Here is a 19495-nt window from a genome sequence, read left to right on the forward strand (position 1 = left end):
TGTAACAACAGTTTATCGTGTTTTACCCTACCATATAAGTGGCGGTGGCGCTGGCAATGTATAACTGCTCTTCATTGTGTAATTCCACCCGCGCCACGGCGACTTTATTCCCGGCGCGCAGCAAGCTGCTGGTAGCGGTGAAACGGTTACCCCTGCCCGGACGCAGGTAATCGACGCGTAAATCGATGGTCCCCATTCGCGACAGCCGTTGACGTAGCTCGTCTTCGCTGATGGTTTCATGGCGGGTCAGCGTGCTACCTACGCAAACCAGTCCGGCGGCAACATCCAGCGCTGAGGCGATCACCCCGCCATGCAAAATACTTTGCGCCCAGTTACCGACCATCATCGGTTGATTATTAAACGCCAGTTGGGCAAATTCTTTTTCGTAGCGTTCGAGTTCCAGCCCCAGCGCCCGGTTAAACGGCATGTGGTAGACAAACATTTCGCCCACAAGCTTCAGGGCTTGCTCCGCGGTGAGTACAGCAGACATACGATTCCGTCACTCCATTGGTTAATGAAATGTTGATGTTATGCTTCTTGTTTGTTGATTTCTACTTTAAGACGGGATAACTAACCGCAACACCAGTAAATATGTAGAATGGCGGAAACAATTTTTATTCAAAACTTAACTATTTCGTTCAGGAGAACAACAAGAATGCGGGCGATTCTGGGTGGTTTATGGACGGCAGCTATGCTGCCAGTGGTCGCTTTTGCGCAAGAAGCGACGGTAAAAGAGGTGCATGACACGCCGTCGGTACAGGGCAGTATCATCGCCAATATGCTGGTGGAGCATGACAATCCGTTCACGCTTTACCCTTACGACACCAACTACCTGATCTACACCAGTACCAGCGACTTAAATAAAGAAGCGATCAGCACTTATAACTGGTCTGAAAACGCCCGCAAAGACGAAGTGAAATTCCAGTTGAGCCTGGCATTCCCGCTGTGGCGAGGGCTCCTGGGACCCCATTCAGTCCTGGGGGCGTCGTATACTCAGAAATCCTGGTGGCAGCTTTCCAACAGCGAAGAGTCCTCGCCGTTTCGTGAAACCAACTACGAGCCACAACTTTTTCTCGGCTTTGCAACCGATTATCGCTTTGCGGGCTGGACGCTGCGCGACGTGGAAATGGGGTACAACCATGATTCCAACGGGCGTTCGGACCCAACCTCACGTAGCTGGAACCGTCTTTACACGCGCCTGATGGCGGAAAACGGCAACTGGCTGGTGGAGGTGAAACCGTGGTACGTCATCGGCAGCACCGACGATAACCCCGATATCACCAAATATATGGGCTATTACCAGTTGAAAATCGGGTATCACCTCGGCGATGCGGTGCTGAGCGCGAAAGGACAGTATAACTGGAACACCGGCTACGGCGGCGCTGAACTGGGTCTGAGCTATCCGCTGACGAAGCACGTTCGGCTTTACACCCAGGTATACAGCGGCTATGGCGAGTCGCTTATCGATTACAACTTCAACCAGACGCGAGTGGGTGTCGGCGTGATGCTTAACGATATCTTCTGATCGATTAAACATTGCAGTTTCTCTCTCAGGCGCTGAAAATAGCGCCTGTTTTATTTGATGGCGAACGGGGTGAATGTGGCGCAGGCGGAAGTGTTGAATCTGGAGTCCGGAGCTAAACAGGTTTTGCAGGAGACCTTTGGCTACCAACAGTTTCGCCCGGGCCAGGAAGCGATCATCGACACTGCGATGTCCGGACGCGACTGCCTGGTGGTTATGCCGACCGGCGGCGGAAAATCCCTGTGCTATCAAATCCCTGCTTTGCTCCTTGATGGGTTAACAGTGGTGGTCTCGCCGCTGATTTCCCTGATGAAAGACCAGGTCGATCAGCTGCTGGCGAACGGCGTGGCGGCGGCCTGCCTGAACTCGACCCAGACGCGTGAACAGCAACATGAGGTGATGGCAGGATGCCGTACCGGGAAGATTCGTTTGCTCTATATCGCACCTGAACGTCTGATGCTGGATAACTTCCTCGAGCATCTTGCCCACTGGAATCCCGTCTTACTGGCCGTTGATGAAGCGCACTGTATTTCGCAGTGGGGCCACGACTTTCGCCCGGAATACGCGGCGTTAGGCCAGCTTCGCCAGCGCTTCCCCGCGCTGCCGTTCATGGCGTTGACCGCTACGGCGGATGAAACCACCCGGCTGGATATCGTCCGTTTATTAGGCCTCAACGACCCCTTAATTCAGATCAGCAGTTTTGACCGGCCCAACATTCGCTACATGTTGATGGAGAAATTTAAGCCGCTCGATCAACTGATGCGCTACGTGCAGGAGCAGCGCGGCAAGTCCGGCATCATTTACTGCAACAGCCGGGCGAAAGTGGAAGATACCGCCGCACGCCTGCAAAGCCGCGGGCTTAGCGCGGCGGCGTACCATGCGGGGCTGGAAAATGACGTGCGTGCGGACGTGCAGGAGAAATTCCAGCGCGACGACCTGCAAATCGTGGTGGCGACCGTGGCGTTCGGCATGGGCATCAACAAACCCAACGTGCGTTTTGTGGTGCATTTTGATATTCCGCGCAACATTGAATCCTATTACCAGGAGACGGGACGCGCGGGTCGTGACGGCCTGCCTGCGGAAGCCATGCTGTTTTACGATCCGGCGGATATGGCGTGGTTGCGCCGCTGCCTGGAAGAAAAACCGCAGGGGCAACTGCAGGATATCGAGCGACATAAGCTGAATGCGATGGGCGCGTTTGCCGAGGCGCAAACCTGTCGTCGCCTGGTATTGCTCAACTACTTTGGTGAAGGGCGGCAGGAGCCGTGCGGCAACTGTGATATCTGCCTTGATCCGCCAAAACAGTACGATGGCCTGCAGGACGCGCAAATTGCCCTCTCGACGATAGGCCGGGTGAACCAGCGTTTTGGCATGGGGTATGTTGTTGAGGTGATCCGCGGCGCCAACAACCAGCGCATCCGTGAACTGGGACATGACAAGCTCAAAGTCTACGGTATGGGACGCGAGAAAAGCCATGAGCACTGGGTCAGCGTGATCCGTCAACTGATCCACCTGGGGCTGGTGACGCAAAATATCGCCCAGCATTCCGCGTTACAAATGACCGACGCGGCGCGTCCGGTGCTGCGCGGCGAAGTGCCGCTTCAGCTTGCCGTACCGCGTATCGTAGCCCTTAAGCCGCGGGTTATGCAGAAATCCTTCGGCGGCAATTACGATCGCAAGTTGTTCGCAAAACTGCGCAAGTTGCGTAAGGCGATCGCCGACGAAGAAAATATCCCGCCGTACGTGGTGTTTAACGATGCCACCCTGATTGAGATGGCCGAACAGATGCCGGTTTCCGCCAGCGAAATGCTCAGCGTCAACGGTGTCGGGATGCGTAAACTCGAACGCTTCGGTAAAGAATTTATGGCGCTGATTCGCGCTCACGTAGACGGTGACGACGAGGAGTAGTCAGCCAGGCAAAAAAGTGCCAGGATGGTTACTCACTGAACTGTTTCCCCCGCGAGTATTTCGATCATGCTAATGTTATTTCTCACCGTGGCGATGGTGCACATTGTAGCGCTCATGAGTCCGGGTCCGGATTTCTTTTTCGTCTCGCAGACTGCCGTCAGCCGCTCGCGTAAAGAAGCGATGATGGGCGTGCTGGGGATTACCTGTGGCGTTATGGTCTGGGCGGGCATCGCGCTGCTTGGCCTGCATCTGATTATTGAAAAAATGGCCTGGCTGCATACCATTATTATGGTCGGCGGCGGTCTGTATCTGTGCTGGATGGGCTACCAGATGCTACGCGGCGCGCTGAAAAAGCAGGATACTGCCGCGCCCGCGCCGCAGGTTGAACTGGCGCAGAGCGGACGCAGTTTTCTGAAGGGATTGCTGACCAATCTGGCGAACCCAAAAGCGATAATCTATTTCGGTTCGGTGTTTTCCCTGTTTGTTGGCGATAACGTGGGTACCGCCGCGCGCTGGGGTATCTTTGTGCTGATTATCGTGGAAACATTCGCGTGGTTTACGGTGGTGGCGAGTCTGTTTGCGCTGCCACAGATGCGTCGCGGCTATCAGCGGCTGGCGAAATGGATCGACGGCTTTGCCGGCGCGCTGTTTGCGGGCTTTGGCATCCATTTGATCATTTCGCGCTGATTTATTTCCCGCCTTACCAGCACGGTAATTTGTTGTCCGCTCATCTGCTCCAGCATAAACCGCTGAGTCAGTCTATCCAGCAACACTGCGTTCAACAGCAAAGAATGAACCCTGTTTCTTTCTTTGCTGTCTGGTTCGACGGTCAATATTCCACCGTTCTGATCGTCAACAAGGTATTGCGAGCGCGACTCCGTTTGTCACGCATGCCTTGCCGAAGCCAGTAGCGCGCCGACCAGCATAAACAGCGAACCGAACACTTTATTCAGCGCCTTCATCTGCTTCGGTCCTTTGATCCAGAGCGCAATTCGCTGCGCCAGCGTCGCGTAACCAATCATCACCACAATATCAACGACAATCGTCGTCACACCGAGAATGATGTACTGCATCAGCTGCGGCTCCTTCGGCATGACGAACTGTGGAAACAGCGCGGCGAGAAAAACGATGCTTTTCGGGTTGGTCAGGTTGACGAAGACGGCGCGCTGAAACAGACGTCCGCGGGATTGGGTATTCGCCATTGTGGTCAAATCAATGGCCCCCGCTGCACGCCACTGCTGGATGCCCAACCAGATCAGATAGGCCGCGCCCGCCCATTTCAGTATCTCAAATGCGAGTACCGACCGAGAGAACAGCGTTCCCAGTCCGACGCCGACCAGCACGATATGGATAGCCAGGCCCGCCTGTAACCCGGCGATAGAGGCCATTGCGCCACGATAGCCATGGTTAATGGAGGTGGTCATGGTATTGATGGCGCCGGAGCCCGGTGAAAGGCTCAAAATTATGGACGTCAAAAGGTAGGCGAACCACCATTCGAAAGTCATCGGAAACTCCCTGATTGTCTATTTTTATGCCACAATACGCTACTGTTGTGCGGTTGTGTCAGGCAACGACAAAAAAACGATTTTACCTGGTAAACGAGGCTGGATACCTGATGTTTCAGCAGCAAAAAGACTGGGAAACGAGAGAAAATGCGTTCGCGGCGTTCTCAATGGGACCGCTGACCGATTTCTGGCGCCAGCGGGAGGAAGCGGAATTTACGGGCGTAGACAGCGTGCCGGTACGTTTCGTCCGTTTTCGCGCAGAGCAAAACGATCGGGTGATCGTGGTTTGTCCGGGGCGTATTGAAAGCTACGTTAAATATGCCGAACTGGCCTATGACCTGTTTCATCTTGGCTTTGATGTCCTGATCATTGATCACCGGGGGCAGGGCCGTTCCGGGCGCATGTTATCGGATCCGCACCGTGGTCATGTCGATAACTTCAACGATTATGTTGATGATTTAACGGCGTTCTGGGAACAGGAAGTGCAGCCGGGACCGTGGCGGAAGCGCTACATTCTGGCGCACTCGATGGGCGGCGCGATTGCGACTTTGTTTCTGCAACGTCATCCAAACCAGTGCGATGCGATCGCGCTATGCGCGCCGATGTTTGGTATTGTGATGCGCCTGCCCGACTGGATGGTTCGCCATATTCTCGACTGGGCCGAGGGGCATCCCCGCATCCGTGAAGGTTATGCGATTGGCACCGGGCGCTGGCGGGCGTTGCCGTTTGGCATGAATTTGTTAACGCACAGTCGGCAGCGTTATCGGCGTAACCTGCGGTTTTACGCCGATGAGCCACAATTGCGCGTGGGCGGCCCGACCTACCATTGGGTACGTGAAGGCATCCTGGCGGCAGAGCATGTGCTGGCCGGGGCGGGCGACGACGCCACGCCAACGTTGCTGATCCAGGCCGAAGAAGAGCGTGTGGTGGATAACCGCATGCATTACCGTTTTTGTGAAATCCGCGCCGCGGCGGGACACCCGATCGAAGGGGGTCAACCGCTTGTCATCAAAGGCGCGTACCATGAGATCCTTTTTGAAAAGGACGCCATGCGCTCAGTCGCGCTTCACGCTATTGTTGATTTTTTCAACAAGCATAACTCACCAGCGGAAACCGCTTTGCTTAGAGGTTGAATTTCTATATGTATCAGGTTGTTGCGTCTGATTTAGATGGCACGCTGCTCTCGCCCGACCATACCCTATCTCCTTACGCTAAAGAGACACTGAAACTGCTGACCGCGCGTGGCGTTAACTTTGTTTTTGCCACCGGTCGCCACCACGTCGACGTGGGACAAATCCGCGATAATCTGGAAATTAAGTCCTACATGATCACCTCTAACGGTGCGCGGGTGCATGATATGGACGGCAATCTGGTGTTTACCCATAATCTGGATCGCGATATCGCCAGCGATCTGTTTGGTGTGGTGAACGCAAGCCCGGATATCATCACGAATGTCTATCGTGACGATGAATGGTTTATGAACCGTCACCGCCCGGATGAAATGCGTTTTTTCAAAGAGGCAGTCTTTAACTACTCCCTGTTTGAGCCGGCGCTGCTGGAGCCGGAAGGCATCAGCAAGGTATTCTTCACCAGCGACAGCCATGAGGTGCTGCTGCCACTGGAACAGGCGATCAACGCGCGCTGGGGCGACCGCGTGAACGTCAGTTTTTCCACGCTCACCTGTCTGGAGGTGATGGCAGGCGGCGTATCGAAAGGCCACGCGCTGGAAGCCGTGGCGAAGGCGATGGGCTACAGCCTGACCGACTGCATCGCCTTTGGTGATGGCATGAACGACGCGGAAATGCTGTCGATGGCTGGCAAGGGCTGCATCATGGGCAACGCCCACCAGCGTCTGAAAGATTTACATGCCGAGCTGGAAGTGATTGGGATTAATGCCGATGATGCGGTGCCGCATTATCTGCGCAATCTGTTTTTGCGTTAAGGTGATTGTTCGTTAGTTAGTCAGTTGTCAACCTAACTCTACGCTACAATGGATACTCCTTGAACCCGGAGAGTTCCATTGTGGCGTTACTCATCATTACCACCATCCTGTGGGCGTTTTCTTTTAGCCTGTTCGGCGAATACCTTGCCGGACACGTCGACAGCTATTTCGCCGTGCTGGTGCGGGTTGGCCTGGCGGCGTTGGTCTTTTTACCGTTTCTGCGCACGCGCGGCCACAGCCTGAAAACTGTCGGGCTGTATATGCTGGTGGGCGCAATGCAGCTCGGCATAATGTATATGTTGAGTTTCCACGCCTATCTGTATTTGACCGTGTCGGAACTGTTGTTGTTTACCGTGCTGACGCCGCTTTATATCACGCTGATTTATGACGTGATGAGCAAACGCCGCCTGCGCTGGGGATATGCGTTTAGCGCCCTTCTGGCGGTGATCGGCGCGGGTATTATCCGTTATGATCAGGTCACCGATCACTTCTGGACCGGCCTTCTGCTGGTGCAGCTTTCCAATATCAGCTTTGCCATCGGCATGGTGGGCTACAAGCGTCTAATGGAAACCCGCCCTATGCCGCAGTACAACGCGTTCGCCTGGTTCTACGTCGGCGCGTTTCTGGTGGCGGTGGCGGCGTGGTCTTTGCTTGGCAATGCGCAGAAGATGCCAGAAACGACGCTGCAGTGGGGCATTCTGGTCTTCCTCGGCGTGGCGGCGTCAGGTATCGGCTATTTCATGTGGAACGTGGGGGCGACGCAGGTGGATGCCGGCACGTTAGGCATTATGAATAACATGCATGTGCCTGCCGGGCTGCTGGTTAATCTGGCGATCTGGCATCAACAGCCTCACTGGCCGAGCTTTATCACAGGCGCGGTTGTGATACTGGCTTCTCTGTGGGTGCATCGAAAGTGGGTCGCTCCGCGCTCCGCACAAACGGCAGGTGATCGCAGGCATGACTGCGCGCCGAGCGAATAAACGCATCGGTCACCGGCTGGCGCTGTTCGCCGTCGCGCACGGCGGCGTAAAGGTGGCTCCAGAGCCCATCGCCCAGAGTTTTGGTGACCACCAGACCCTGGCGCTCAAAACTCTCCACCACCCAGTGCGGCAGGGCGGCGATGCCCATTCTTGCCGCTACCATCTGAATCAACAATAGCGTGTTATCAACGCTTTTCAGCGCCGGGCTGATGCCTGCGGGCTGCAGGAAATGTCGCCAGACGTCCAGTCTGCTGCGCTGTACCGGATAGATCAGCAACGTTTCACTGGCTAAATCTTCCGGTGAGATCTGGATTTGACTGGCCAGCGGGTGATCGGGCGCCAGTACCAGCCGCACTTCGAAATCAAACATTGGGGAATAGTGCAGCCCGCTGCGCGGCAGAATGTCGGAGGTCAGTACCAGATCCAGTTCGTCCTGCTGCAACGCTGGCTGCGGATCAAACGTCACCCCGGATTTAAAATCCATCTCTACCTGCGGCCACTTCGCGCGGAACTGCTCCAGCGCCGGGGTCAGCCACTGAATACAGCTGTGGCACTCAATCGCGATGCGCAAGCGTGTTTGCTGCGGTTCATTACAGGCCTGCAGCGCGCGGCTAATCTGCGGCAATACCTGGTTGGCGAGCTGTAACAATATCTCACCCTGCGGCGTAAAGCGCAGCGGCTGGCTTTTACGGATAAACAGCCGAAAGCCAAGGCGCTGTTCCAGATCGCTGAACTGGTGAGACAAGGCGGACTGGGTCTGATGCAGCGTCGCGGCGGCGGCGGCGAGCGACCCGGTATTCCGCAGCGCCTGGAGCGTTTTCAGGTGTTTAATCTCGATCATGAAAGTCCTTCACTTCGGCATGAGCAAATTGCGCTTGAGGAATATACAGTAACCGCCAAATATAGATGTGTAAACATCTGGACGTCTAAATCCTGCGTCTTTCGAATTTATGGTGCGTTGGCTGCACTTCCTCACCCCAGTCACTTACTTCAGTAAGCTGCTGGGGATGAGCAAGTTTGCCGCCTTCCCTAAATCCGAAATCCTTCGGATTACACATTATGAGGTTATAAAAATGACAATTATTAATCACACCCTCGGTTTTCCTCGCGTCGGCCTGCGTCGCGAGCTGAAAAAAGCGCAAGAAAGCTACTGGGCGGGCAACGCGTCCCGTGAAGAGCTGCTGGCGGTAGGGCGTGAATTGCGCGCGCGCCACTGGGATCAACAAAAACAGGCCGGTATTGACCTGCTGCCGGTAGGCGATTTCGCCTGGTACGATCATGTGCTGACCACCAGCCTGCTGCTTGGCAACGTGCCGGCGCGTCATCAGAATAAAGACGGCTCTGTTGATATCGATACCCTGTTCCGCATCGGTCGCGGTCGCGCGCCGACCGGTGAACCGGCTGCGGCGGCAGAAATGACCAAATGGTTTAACACTAACTATCACTACATGGTGCCGGAATTCGTAAAAGGTCAGCAGTTCAAACTGACCTGGACCCAGCTTCTGGACGAAGTAGACGAAGCGCTGGCGCTGGGCCACCAGGTGAAACCGGTCCTGCTGGGTCCGATAACGTACCTGTGGCTGGGTAAAGTGAAAGGCGAGCAATTTGACCGTCTCAGCCTGCTGAACGATATTCTGCCGGTCTATAAACAGGTGCTGATTGAGCTGGGCAAACGCGGTATTCAGTGGGTACAGATCGATGAGCCTGCGCTGGTGCTGGAGCTGCCCCAGATTTGGCTCGATGCCTTTAAACCGACGTATGACGCGCTCACCGGACAGGTGAAGCTGCTGCTCACCACCTATTTCGAGGGCGTGACGCCGAATCTCGACACCATTACAGCGCTGCCGGTACAGGGTCTGCACGTTGACCTGGTACACGGTAAAGACGATGTGGCGGAACTGCATACGCGTCTGCCCGCTGACTGGCTACTGTCTGCAGGTCTGGTAAATGGTCGTAACGTCTGGCGCGCCGATCTAACGGAAAAATACGCACAAATTAAGGACATCGTGGACAAACGTGAGCTGTGGATCGCTTCTTCCTGCTCCCTGCTGCACAGCCCGATCGATCTGAGCGTAGAGACCCGTCTGGATGCGGAGGTGAAAAGCTGGTTTGCCTTTGCTCTGCAAAAATGTGAAGAGCTGGCCCTGCTGCGCGATGCGCTGAACAGCGGCGACACGACGGCAATTCGCGAGTGGAGCGTACCAATTCAGGCGCGTCGGCAGTCAACACGCGTACATAATGCGGCGGTAGAAAAACGTCTGGCGGCGATCTCCGCGCAGGACAGTCAACGTCAGAATCCGTATGAAGTACGCGCCGAAGCCCAGCGTGCGCGTTTCAAATTACCCGCCTGGCCGACGACCACCATCGGTTCCTTCCCGCAAACCACGGAAATCCGCGGCCTGCGACTGGACTTCAAAAAAGGTAATCTGGATGCGAATCACTACCGCACCGGTATTGCCGAACACATTAAGCAGGCGATTGTTGAACAGGAGCGATTAGGACTGGACGTGCTGGTCCATGGCGAAGCTGAGCGTAACGACATGGTGGAGTACTTTGGTGAGCATCTTGACGGCTTTGTTTTTACCCAGAACGGCTGGGTGCAGAGTTACGGCTCGCGCTGCGTGAAGCCGCCAGTGGTAATTGGTGATGTCAGCCGTCCTGCGCCGATTACCGTCGACTGGGCGAAGTACGCTCAGTCGCTGACCGACAAGCCGGTAAAAGGCATGTTAACCGGTCCGGTGACCATTCTCTGCTGGTCCTTCCCGCGCGAAGACGTAACCCGCGAAACCATCGCCAAACAGATCGCGCTGGCGCTGCGGGATGAAGTGGCGGATCTGGAGGCGGCGGGCATTGGTATTATCCAGATTGACGAACCGGCGCTACGTGAAGGTCTGCCGCTGCGTCGCAGCGACTGGGATGCCTATTTACAGTGGGGCGTGGAAGCGTTTCGCATCAGCGCCGCCGTCGCTAAGGACGACACGCAGATCCACACCCACATGTGCTACTGCGAGTTTAACGACATCATGGACTCGATTGCCGCGCTGGATGCGGATGTGATCACCATTGAGACGTCGCGTTCAGACATGGAGCTACTGGAGTCATTTGAAGAGTTCGACTACCCGAACGAAATTGGGCCGGGCGTGTATGACATTCACTCCCCGAACGTGCCAGGCGTGGAGTGGATTGAAGCCCTGCTGCAAAAAGCGGCCCAGCGCATCCCGGCGGAACGTTTGTGGGTCAACCCGGACTGCGGCCTGAAAACTCGCGGCTGGCCGGAAACGCGGGCGGCGCTGGCGAACATGGTGAAGGCAGCGCAGAATTTGCGTCAGGGTTAATACCTTTGCCAACCCTGTGACAAAGGCCCGGCAAGGCGTAGCCGCCACCGGGCTTTTAATCATTACGCTCTCTTCCCGCCGTACTGGCTGAACCACGCCAGCATTCTCTGCCAGCCATCTTTCGCGGATTCCGCATGATAACTCGGACGGTAATCGGCATTAAATGCGTGTCCGGCATCCGGATAAACTACAATCTCTGCTTTCGCGTTTGCCGCCCGCAGCGCCTGGCGCATTGTCTCAACCGTATCGAGCGGGATCCCCGTATCCTGACCACCATACAGCCCCAGCACTGGCGCATTTAAATCCGTGGCGATATCGACCGGATGCTTCGGTGAGTTCAGGGTCTTTTCACCCATCAGTTTCCCATACCAGGCGACGGCAGCTTTGAGCTGTGGATTATGCGCGGCGTACAGCCAGCTAATGCGTCCCCCCCAGCAAAAACCGATCACCATCAGACGGTGCGGATCGCCGCCGTTGCGGGCCGCCCAACTGGCGACGTGGTCAAGATCGGCCAGCACCTGTGCATCCGGCACTTTGCTGACCAGATTGCTGAACAGCGTCGGGATGTCGCTGTAATCATTCGGATCGCCCTCGCGAAAATAGAGCTCTGGCGCAATAGCCAGATACCCTTCCAGCGCCAGCCGGCGGCAAATATCGCGGATGTGTTCATGCACGCCAAAAATTTCCTGCACTACAATGACCACTGGCAGGGGCGCATCGTTTTGTTTTGGTCGCGCCTGATAAGCCGGCATATCTTCTCCCTGAGAAGGGATGGAGGTAAAACCGGCAATAATGGCGTCGTCCGGAGTGTGAACCGTTGTAGAGGCGAGGGGAGAGGCCGCAGGTGCAAAGCCCGTTTGTTGTGTTGAGGTCATGGTATTCTCCGTACCCTTAAAATACATAGCGCAATGTTAACTATAGACAGCCTTCACTAAAGCACACTGCCTGAATTGGCTCAATTTTTGTGCAATGGAAGGCAGGGTTGACAACTAATTGTGATCGGCATCACTTAATCAGCGTAATTCAATGCAACTGTTTTCCCTCATGGTGATGATGGTCACGAAAATCACCTGCATCCTTCGGTAGAGTATCTTTTTGCTTCTTCTGACTAAAACCGAATCACAGAGGAGTTTTATATGTCCAAGTCTGATGTTTTTCATCTCGGCCTCACCAAAAGCGATTTACAAGGGGCTACGCTTGCAATCGTTCCAGGCGATCCGGAGCGTGTGGAAAAGATCGCCGCGCTGATGGATAAGCCGGTTAAGCTGGCATCGCATCGCGAATTTACGACCTGGCGCGCAGAGCTGGACGGCAAGTCTGTGATTGTCTGCTCGACCGGTATCGGCGGCCCGTCCACCTCCATCGCCGTAGAAGAGCTGGCGCAGTTGGGCATTCGTACTTTCCTGCGTATCGGTACCACCGGCGCGATTCAGCCGCATATCAATGTGGGCGATGTTCTGGTGACCACGGCATCTGTGCGTCTCGACGGTGCAAGCCTGCACTTCGCGCCGATGGAATTCCCGGCGGTGGCAGATTTTGACTGTACCACCGCGCTGGTCGAGGCGGCGAAATCAATAGGGGCGACTACGCACGTAGGCGTAACCGCGTCCTCTGACACTTTCTATCCAGGGCAGGAGCGTTACGACACCTATTCTGGTCGCGTTGTGAGCCGCTTTAAAGGCTCGATGGAAGAGTGGCAGGCGATGGGCGTCATGAACTATGAGATGGAGTCTGCAACTTTGCTGACCATGTGCGCCAGCCAGGGTCTGCGTGCGGGAATGGTTGCCGGGGTTATCGTCAACCGTACTCAGCAAGAGATACCGAACGCCGAGACCATGAAGCAAACCGAAAGCCATGCGGTGAAAATCGTGGTGGAAGCGGCGCGTCGCCTGATCTAATTTTCTGTTTTTCCCCCCAGGGCCGACGCGTTCGGCCTTTTTATTTTGCGTAACGCCTCGCAGGAAATCCCTTTCAAACTGGACGTTTATACAGCACAATTCTATTTTGTGCTGGTGAGTGGTTGCGGCAGGAGGCATTTTGGATATCTCTCTCATAATTTATGCAGTGCTAGCGTTGGTAGGCGTTGCGCTGGGCTGGCTGATCGCCAGTTATCAACATGCACAGCAAAAAGCCGATCAGCTTAGCGAGCGTGAAGAGATGGTGGCGGCGCTAAGCGCGGCCAGACAGGAGCTTGCCCAAAGCGATCACTGGCGCGACGAGTGCGAACTGCTGAACAATGAGCTTCGCAGTCTGCGCAGTATTAACACCTCGCTGGAAGCGGATCTGCGGGAAGTTACGACGCGAATGGAAGCGACGCAGCAGCATGCGGAAGACAAAATTCGTCAGATGATCAACAGCGAGCAGCGCCTCAGCGAGCAGTTCGAAAACCTGGCGAACCGGATTTTTGAGCAAAGCAACCGCCGGGTCGACGAGCAAAACCGACAGAGCCTTAACAGCCTGCTCACGCCGTTGCGTGAGCAACTGGACGGTTTTCGCCGCCAGGTTCAGGACAGCTTTGGTCAGGAGGCGCGCGAGCGGCATACGCTGGCGCATGAGATTCGTAATCTGCAACAGCTCAATGCGCAGATGGCGCAGGAAGCGGTCAATCTCACGCGCGCGCTGAAAGGCGACAATAAAACCCAGGGCAACTGGGGTGAGGTGGTGCTTACCCGCGTGCTGGAGGCTTCCGGCCTGCGCGAAGGCTATGAGTACGAAACGCAGGTCAGCATTGAAAATGATGTTCGTTCGCGGATGCAGCCCGACGTGATTGTCCGCTTACCGCAGGGCAAAGATGTCGTGATCGACGCTAAAATGACGCTGGTGGCCTATGAGCGCTATTTCAACGCGGAAGATGACGTCACCCGTGAGAGCGCGCTCCAGGAGCATATCGCATCCGTGCGTAACCATATTCGCCTGCTTGGGCGTAAAGATTACCAGCAGCTTCCAGGACTGCGTTCGCTGGACTATGTGCTGATGTTTATCCCCGTCGAGCCTGCTTTTTTGCTGGCGCTGGACAGACAGCCCGAGCTGATTACCGAGGCATTGAGAAATAACATTATGCTGGTCAGCCCTACGACGTTGCTGGTGGCGTTACGGACCATCGCCAACCTGTGGCGCTACGAGCATCAAAGCCGCAATGCGCAGCAAATTGCCGAACGAGCCAGTAAACTGTACGACAAGATGCGGCTGTTTGTGGATGATATGTCGTCTGTCGGGCAAAGCCTCGAGAAAGCGCAGGACAACTACCGTCAGGCGATGAAAAAACTGACGTCGGGGCGCGGCAACGTGCTGGCGCAGGCAGAAGCGTTTCGGGGGTTAGGCGTGGAAATCAAACGCGAGATTAATCCGGAACTGGCCGAACAGGCGACGTCGCAGGATGAAGAATACCGTTTGCGCGCGGTGCCCGAAGCACCTGAAAACACGCTTCATTCAGACGATAGCGGCGTCAAACAGCAATCGATTTAGCCCGTTTGGCGTCGCCGGAACGGGTAGAAGGGTAGGGCAAATAGCCCCAATCTGTTACACTTCTCGAACAATTTTTTGATGAGCAGGCACTGAGATGGTGGATAATTCACAAGAAACGACGCACTTTGGTTTTCAGACTGTCGCTAAAGAACAGAAAGCAGACATGGTGGCCCACGTTTTTCATTCTGTGGCTTCAAAATATGATGTCATGAATGATTTAATGTCATTTGGCATTCATCGCTTGTGGAAGCGCTTCACTATCGACTGCAGCGGCGTTCGCCGCGGTCAGACGGTGCTTGATCTGGCCGGAGGGACGGGCGATCTGACGGCCAAGTTCTCTCGCCTGGTCGGTGAAACCGGCAAGGTGATCCTGGCGGATATCAATGACTCCATGCTTAAGATGGGCCGTGAAAAACTGCGTAACATCGGGGTTATCGGCAACGTCGAATACGTTCAGGCTAACGCGGAAGCGCTGCCCTTTCCGGACAACACCTTTGACTGTATCACCATTTCCTTCGGTCTACGTAACGTCACGGACAAAGACAAAGCCCTGCGCTCCATGTTCCGCGTGCTGAAACCCGGCGGACGCCTGCTGGTGTTGGAATTTTCTAAGCCGATTATCGAGCCGCTGAGCAAAGCCTACGATGCCTACTCTTTCCACGTTCTACCACGTATCGGTTCCATGGTGGCGAACGATGCGGACAGCTACCGCTATTTAGCGGAATCTATTCGTATGCATCCCGATCAGGACACGCTGAAAGCGATGATGCAGGACGCCGGGTTTGAAAGCGTCGATTATTACAACCTGACGGCGGGTGTGGTAGCGCTGCATCGCGGCTATAAGTTCTGACAGGAGAGCGGGGATGCCTTTTAAACCCTTAGTGACCGCAGGAATGGAAAGTCTGCTCAATACGTTCCTGTACCGTTCACCAGCGCTGAAAACCGCGCGAACGCGCCTGCTGGGTAAAGTGCTGCGCGTGGAACTAAAAGGCTTTTCGACATCATTGATTCTGGTTTTCAGCGAGCGTCAGGTTGACGTGCTGGGTGAGTGGGCGGGCGAGGCTGATTGCACCGTCATTACCTACGCCAGCGTGCTGCCTGAACTGCGCGACCGTCAGCAGCTCACCGCGCTGATTCGCAGTGGCGAACTGGAAGTTCAGGGTGATATTCAGGTCGTTCAGAATTTTGTCGCCCTTGCCGATTTAGCGGAATTCGATCCTGCCGAGCTGATCGCGCCCTACACTGGCGATATCGCGGCGGAAGGGATCGGTAAAGCCCTGCGCGGTGGGGCCAGATTTCTCCGTCACGGCATTCAACGCCAACAGCGCTATGTCGCCGAAGCAATCACGGAAGAGTGGCGAATGGCGCCCGGACCCCTTGAGGTCGCCTGGTTTGCGGAAGAAACGGCAGCGGTGGAACGCGCTGTTGATGCGCTGACGAAGCGGCTGGAAAAACTGGAGGCTAAATGACGCCAGGTGAAGTACGGCGCCTATATTTCATCATTCGCACCTTTTTAAGCTACGGACTTGATGAGCTCATCCCCAGAATGCGGATCACGCTGCCGCTACGGTTATGGCGATATGGCCTGTTCTGGATGCCAAACCGTCATAAAGACAAACTGCTGGGAGAGCGGCTGAGACTGGCACTGCAAGAGTTAGGGCCAGTGTGGATCAAGTTCGGGCAGATGCTCTCTACCCGCCGCGATCTCTTCCCGCCGCAAATTGCTGACCAGCTTGCGCTGTTGCAGGACAAAGTTGCGCCGTTTGACGGCAAACTGGCGAAAGCGCAAATCGAAGCGGCGATGGGCGGACTGCCCGTTGAAGCCTGGTTTGACGATTTTGAGATCAAGCCGCTGGCGTCAGCGTCCATCGCCCAGGTGCATACGGCCAGGCTGAAATCGAACGGCAAAGAGGTGGTCATTAAGGTTATCCGGCCGGACATTTTGCCGATCATCAAAGCGGATCTTAAGCTTATTTACCGCCTGGCGCGCTGGGTGCCCCGCTTGCTGCCGGATGGTCGTCGTCTGCGTCCAACGGAAGTGGTACGCGAGTACGAGAAGACGCTAATCGATGAGTTGAACCTGCTGCGCGAGTCGGCTAATGCTATCCAGCTGCGCCGAAACTTTGAAGGCAGCCCGATGCTCTACGTCCCGGAAGTGTATTCTGACTATTGCAGTGAGAACATGATGGTGATGGAGCGCATTTACGGTATTCCGGTTTCCGATGTCGTGGCGCTGGAAAAGAACGGCACCAACATGCAACTGCTGGCAGAACGCGGTGTGCAAGTGTTCTTCACCCAGGTGTTTCGCGACAGCTTTTTCCATGCGGACATGCACCCCGGCAATATCTTCGTGAGCTATGAGCACCCGGAAGATCCGCAGTATATAGGTATTGATTGCGGTATTGTCGGCTCGTTAAACAAAGAAGATAAGCGTTATCTGGCGGAAAATTTCATCGCCTTCTTTAACCGTGATTACCGCAAAGTGGCGGAATTACACGTCGATTCAGGCTGGGTTCCGCCGGATACCAACGTCGAAGAGTTTGAGTTCGCTATCCGCACGGTCTGTGAGCCTATCTTTGAAAAGCCGCTGGCGGAGATCTCGTTTGGCCACGTGTTGTTAAACCTTTTCAATACGGCGCGTCGATTCAACATGGAAGTGCAGCCGCAACTGGTATTATTGCAGAAGACATTGTTGTACGTTGAAGGCGTGGGTCGTCAGCTGTATCCGCAGCTCGATCTCTGGAAAACGGCGAAACCTTTTCTCGAATCCTGGATCAAAGATCAGGTCGGTATTCCTGCTCTGGTCAGAGCCTTTAAGGAAAAAGCGCCGTTCTGGGTCGAAAAAATGCCGGAACTGCCTGAACTGGTGTACGACAGTTTGCGCCAGGGCAAATATTTACAGCACAGTGTTGATAAGATTGCGCGCGAGCTTCATGAGAACCATGTCCGTCAGGGTCAGTCCCGTTATTTATTCGGTATTGGCGCCACGCTGCTATTAAGTGGGACCTTCCTGCTGATTAGTCGTCCTGAATGGGGCTATATGCCCGGCTGGTTAATGGCGGGCGGCCTCGTCGCCTGGATCGTTGGCTGGCGCAAAACTCGCTGATTTTTTCATCGCTCATCGCGGGCTATGTAACGTATACTACGGGCCTAATTATTTCATCATCTATCACTGAGGAACATGTATGGGTGGTATCAGTATTTGGCAGTTGGTGATCATTGCCGTCATCGTTGTCCTGTTGTTTGGCACCAAAAAGCTCGGTTCTATCGGTTCCGATCTCGGCGCATCCATTAAAGGCTTCAAAAAAGCCATGAGTGATGATGATGCGAAACAGGAAAAAACCAGTCAGGATGCTGACTTCACCGCGAAGTCAATCACTGACAAACCCGCAGACGCTAAAACAGAAGACGCCAAGCGCCACGATAAAGAGCAGGTGTAATTCGTGTTTGATATCGGTTTTAGCGAACTGTTACTGGTATTTATTATCGGCCTCGTCGTGCTGGGGCCGCAGCGACTGCCGGTAGCCGTCAAAACGATAGCGGGCTGGGTTCGCGCGCTGCGCTCTCTCGCCACGACCGTTCAGAATGAACTGACGCAGGAACTGAAGCTCCAGGAGTTTCAGGACAGCCTGAAAAAAGTTGAGAAAGCGAGCCTCGAAAACCTGACGCCTGAGTTGAAGGCCTCAATGGACGAACTGCGTCAGGCGGCAGAGTCGATGAAACGTTCCTACAGCGCTAACGAGCCGGAAAAGGCGAGTGATGAAGCGCATACTATCCATAACCCGATAGTCAAAGGGAACGAAGAGCAGCATGAAGGGGTTACCCCGGCGACGGCAGAAGTCCAGGCCAGCGCGCCTGAACAGGCCCCCGAGGCTCTGGAAACGGCTGCGGTTGCCGAGGATAAAAAACCTGTGGCGGCGGAGAAGCCTGTCGCTGGCGTGAAAGACGCTGAACCGAAATCCGCTGCGCCTGCTGCAGGCGCCTCCACCACGTCGAGTGATAAACCGTAAACATGGCTGTAGAAGATACTCAACCGCTTATCACGCACCTGATCGAGCTGCGCAAACGCCTGCTTAACTGCATCATTGCGGTTATCGTGATTTTTCTGGCATTGGTCTATTTTGCTAATGACATCTATCACCTGGTTTCCGCGCCGCTGATAAAACAGCTGCCGCAGGGTGCGACCATGATCGCGACGGACGTCGCATCACCCTTTTTCACGCCAATCAAACTGACCTTCATGGTGTCGCTGATCCTGTCAGCACCAGTGATCCTGTATCAGGTCTGGGCGTTTATTGCACCGGCGTTGTATAAACATGAGCGACGGTTGGTGGTACCGCTGCTGATCTCCAGTTCGCTGCTGTTCTATATTGGTATGGCGTTCGCCTATTTCGTGGTGTTCCCGCTGGCGTTTGGCTTTTTGGCTAACACTGCGCCGGAAGGCGTACAGGTCTCGACCGACATTGCCAGCTATCTCAGCTTTGTCATGGCGCTGTTTATGGCGTTTGGTATTTCCTTTGAGGTGCCCGTTGCCATCGTATTGCTGTGTTGGGTAGGTATTACCACGCCGGACGATCTGCGTAAAAAACGTCCCTACGTGCTGGTTGGCGCCTTTGTAATTGGCATGCTGCTTACGCCGCCGGACGTTTTTTCTCAAACACTGCTGGCAATACCCATGTACTGCCTGTTTGAAGTCGGCGTTTTCTTTTCGCGTTTTTACGTCGGCAAACGACAGACGCGGGATGAAGATAACGAGGCGGAAGCAGAAGCAGACGCTGCAAGAGCCGGAAAGACCGAAGATTAAATATAACCGCCCGTCAGGGCGGTTTTCATATGGA

Annotated in this window: 19 protein-coding genes and 1 pseudogene; 15 read left to right on the forward strand and 5 right to left on the reverse strand. The window is 55.0% G+C overall.

All coding sequences use genetic code 11. The features are described from left to right. Positions 1 to 22: 22 nt before the first annotated feature. Entirely contained in the window at positions 23 to 490 is a 468-nt protein-coding gene (yigI, locus tag APU02_RS12475) for an acyl-CoA thioesterase YigI (RefSeq protein WP_042292767.1), read from the reverse strand. 165 nt (positions 491 to 655) lie between these two features. On the opposite strand from yigI, the gene pldA reads away from it, so the two are divergent. From pldA to rhtC, 3 genes are all read left to right on the forward strand, one after another. Continuing rightward, positions 656 to 1525 carry a phospholipase A gene (pldA, locus tag APU02_RS12480; protein WP_060570166.1) on the forward strand — a complete coding sequence of 290 codons (870 nt, stop codon included), beginning with the start codon at positions 656 to 658 and terminating at the stop codon, positions 1523 to 1525. A gap of 75 nt (positions 1526 to 1600) precedes the next feature. Next, positions 1601 to 3430, forward strand: a complete 1830-nt coding sequence (gene recQ / locus APU02_RS12485; protein WP_042292863.1) for an ATP-dependent DNA helicase RecQ — start codon at positions 1601 to 1603, stop codon at positions 3428 to 3430. 66 nt (positions 3431 to 3496) lie between these two features. Then, on the forward strand, positions 3497 to 4117 hold the full coding sequence (gene rhtC, locus APU02_RS12490) for a threonine export protein RhtC (protein WP_042292762.1): 621 nt from the start codon (positions 3497 to 3499) through the stop codon (positions 4115 to 4117). 14 nt (positions 4118 to 4131) lie between these two features. On the opposite strand, the pseudogene APU02_RS26955 reads toward rhtC, so the two are convergent. Together APU02_RS26955 and rhtB are read right to left on the reverse strand one after the other, a co-directional pair. Further along, positions 4132 to 4206 (reverse strand): annotated as a pseudogene (locus APU02_RS26955) (hypothetical protein); the annotation flags it as partial. A 108-nt stretch (positions 4207 to 4314) separates the two neighbouring features. Then, entirely contained in the window at positions 4315 to 4935 is a 621-nt protein-coding gene (gene rhtB, locus APU02_RS12495) for a homoserine/homoserine lactone efflux protein (RefSeq protein WP_042292759.1), read from the reverse strand. Between the two features lie 110 nt (positions 4936 to 5045). Here rhtB and pldB point away from each other — a divergent pair, with 110 nt between their 5' ends. The 3 genes from pldB to APU02_RS12510 all read left to right on the forward strand — a co-directional run bounded on the left by pldB (position 5046) and on the right by APU02_RS12510 (position 7857). Then, entirely contained in the window at positions 5046 to 6068 is a 1023-nt protein-coding gene (gene pldB / locus APU02_RS12500; RefSeq protein ID WP_060570167.1) for a lysophospholipase L2, read from the forward strand. 8 nt (positions 6069 to 6076) lie between these two features. Then, entirely contained in the window at positions 6077 to 6877 is an 801-nt protein-coding gene (gene yigL, locus APU02_RS12505; RefSeq protein ID WP_042292754.1) for a sugar/pyridoxal phosphate phosphatase YigL, read from the forward strand. An 80-nt stretch (positions 6878 to 6957) separates the two neighbouring features. Next, a complete protein-coding gene (locus tag APU02_RS12510) occupies positions 6958 to 7857 on the forward strand; it encodes a carboxylate/amino acid/amine transporter (RefSeq protein ID WP_042292751.1) in 900 nt (299 codons plus the stop codon). Here the strand turns inward: APU02_RS12510 and metR are convergent. Further along, positions 7745 to 8698 (reverse strand): HTH-type transcriptional regulator MetR, encoded by a 954-nt coding sequence (gene metR, locus APU02_RS12515; protein ID WP_060570168.1) that lies wholly within the window; start codon positions 8696 to 8698, stop codon positions 7745 to 7747. The two genes, APU02_RS12510 and metR, sit on opposite strands and share 113 nt — an antisense overlap. A gap of 232 nt (positions 8699 to 8930) precedes the next feature. Here metR and metE point away from each other — a divergent pair, with 232 nt between their 5' ends. Beyond that, a complete protein-coding gene (gene metE, locus APU02_RS12520) occupies positions 8931 to 11192 on the forward strand; it encodes a 5-methyltetrahydropteroyltriglutamate--homocysteine S-methyltransferase (RefSeq protein ID WP_060570176.1) in 2262 nt (753 codons plus the stop codon). 62 nt (positions 11193 to 11254) lie between these two features. Here the strand turns inward: metE and APU02_RS12525 are convergent, their stop codons facing one another. Continuing rightward, positions 11255 to 12067 (reverse strand): dienelactone hydrolase family protein, encoded by an 813-nt coding sequence (locus APU02_RS12525; protein ID WP_060570169.1) that lies wholly within the window; start codon positions 12065 to 12067, stop codon positions 11255 to 11257. Positions 12068 to 12328: 261 nt separating this feature from the next. Here APU02_RS12525 and udp point away from each other — a divergent pair, with 261 nt between their 5' ends. From udp to tatC, 8 genes are all read left to right on the forward strand, one after another. Then, positions 12329 to 13090 (forward strand): uridine phosphorylase, encoded by a 762-nt coding sequence (udp, locus tag APU02_RS12530; RefSeq protein ID WP_042292742.1) that lies wholly within the window; start codon positions 12329 to 12331, stop codon positions 13088 to 13090. Between the two features lie 139 nt (positions 13091 to 13229). Next, positions 13230 to 14657 (forward strand): DNA recombination protein RmuC, encoded by a 1428-nt coding sequence (gene rmuC, locus APU02_RS12535; RefSeq protein WP_042292740.1) that lies wholly within the window; start codon positions 13230 to 13232, stop codon positions 14655 to 14657. A 94-nt stretch (positions 14658 to 14751) separates the two neighbouring features. Further along, entirely contained in the window at positions 14752 to 15507 is a 756-nt protein-coding gene (ubiE, locus tag APU02_RS12540) for a bifunctional demethylmenaquinone methyltransferase/2-methoxy-6-polyprenyl-1,4-benzoquinol methylase UbiE (RefSeq protein WP_042292737.1), read from the forward strand. Positions 15508 to 15520: 13 nt separating this feature from the next. Next, positions 15521 to 16126: a ubiquinone biosynthesis protein UbiJ gene (gene ubiJ, locus APU02_RS12545; protein ID WP_042292733.1), complete on the forward strand. Its 606-nt coding sequence runs from the start codon at positions 15521 to 15523 to the stop codon at positions 16124 to 16126. Further along, positions 16123 to 17763 carry a ubiquinone biosynthesis regulatory protein kinase UbiB gene (gene ubiB / locus APU02_RS12550; protein WP_042292730.1) on the forward strand — a complete coding sequence of 547 codons (1641 nt, stop codon included), beginning with the start codon at positions 16123 to 16125 and terminating at the stop codon, positions 17761 to 17763. Before ubiJ ends, ubiB begins: the two co-directional genes overlap by 4 nt. Positions 17764 to 17842: 79 nt before the next feature. Beyond that, positions 17843 to 18097: a Sec-independent protein translocase subunit TatA gene (gene tatA / locus APU02_RS12555; RefSeq protein WP_042292727.1), complete on the forward strand. Its 255-nt coding sequence runs from the start codon at positions 17843 to 17845 to the stop codon at positions 18095 to 18097. A gap of 3 nt (positions 18098 to 18100) precedes the next feature. Then, positions 18101 to 18667, forward strand: a complete 567-nt coding sequence (gene tatB, locus APU02_RS12560) for a Sec-independent protein translocase protein TatB (RefSeq protein ID WP_042292725.1) — start codon at positions 18101 to 18103, stop codon at positions 18665 to 18667. A 2-nt stretch (positions 18668 to 18669) separates the two neighbouring features. Continuing rightward, complete coding sequence (gene tatC / locus APU02_RS12565) at positions 18670 to 19461, forward strand: Sec-independent protein translocase subunit TatC (RefSeq protein ID WP_042292723.1); 792 nt, start codon at positions 18670 to 18672, stop codon at positions 19459 to 19461. Positions 19462 to 19495 lie beyond the last annotated feature (34 nt).

Origin of the sequence: Citrobacter sp. 50677481 (assembly GCF_001463265.1) — a bacterium.
Lineage (GTDB): Bacteria > Pseudomonadota > Gammaproteobacteria > Enterobacterales > Enterobacteriaceae > Citrobacter_A > Citrobacter_A sedlakii.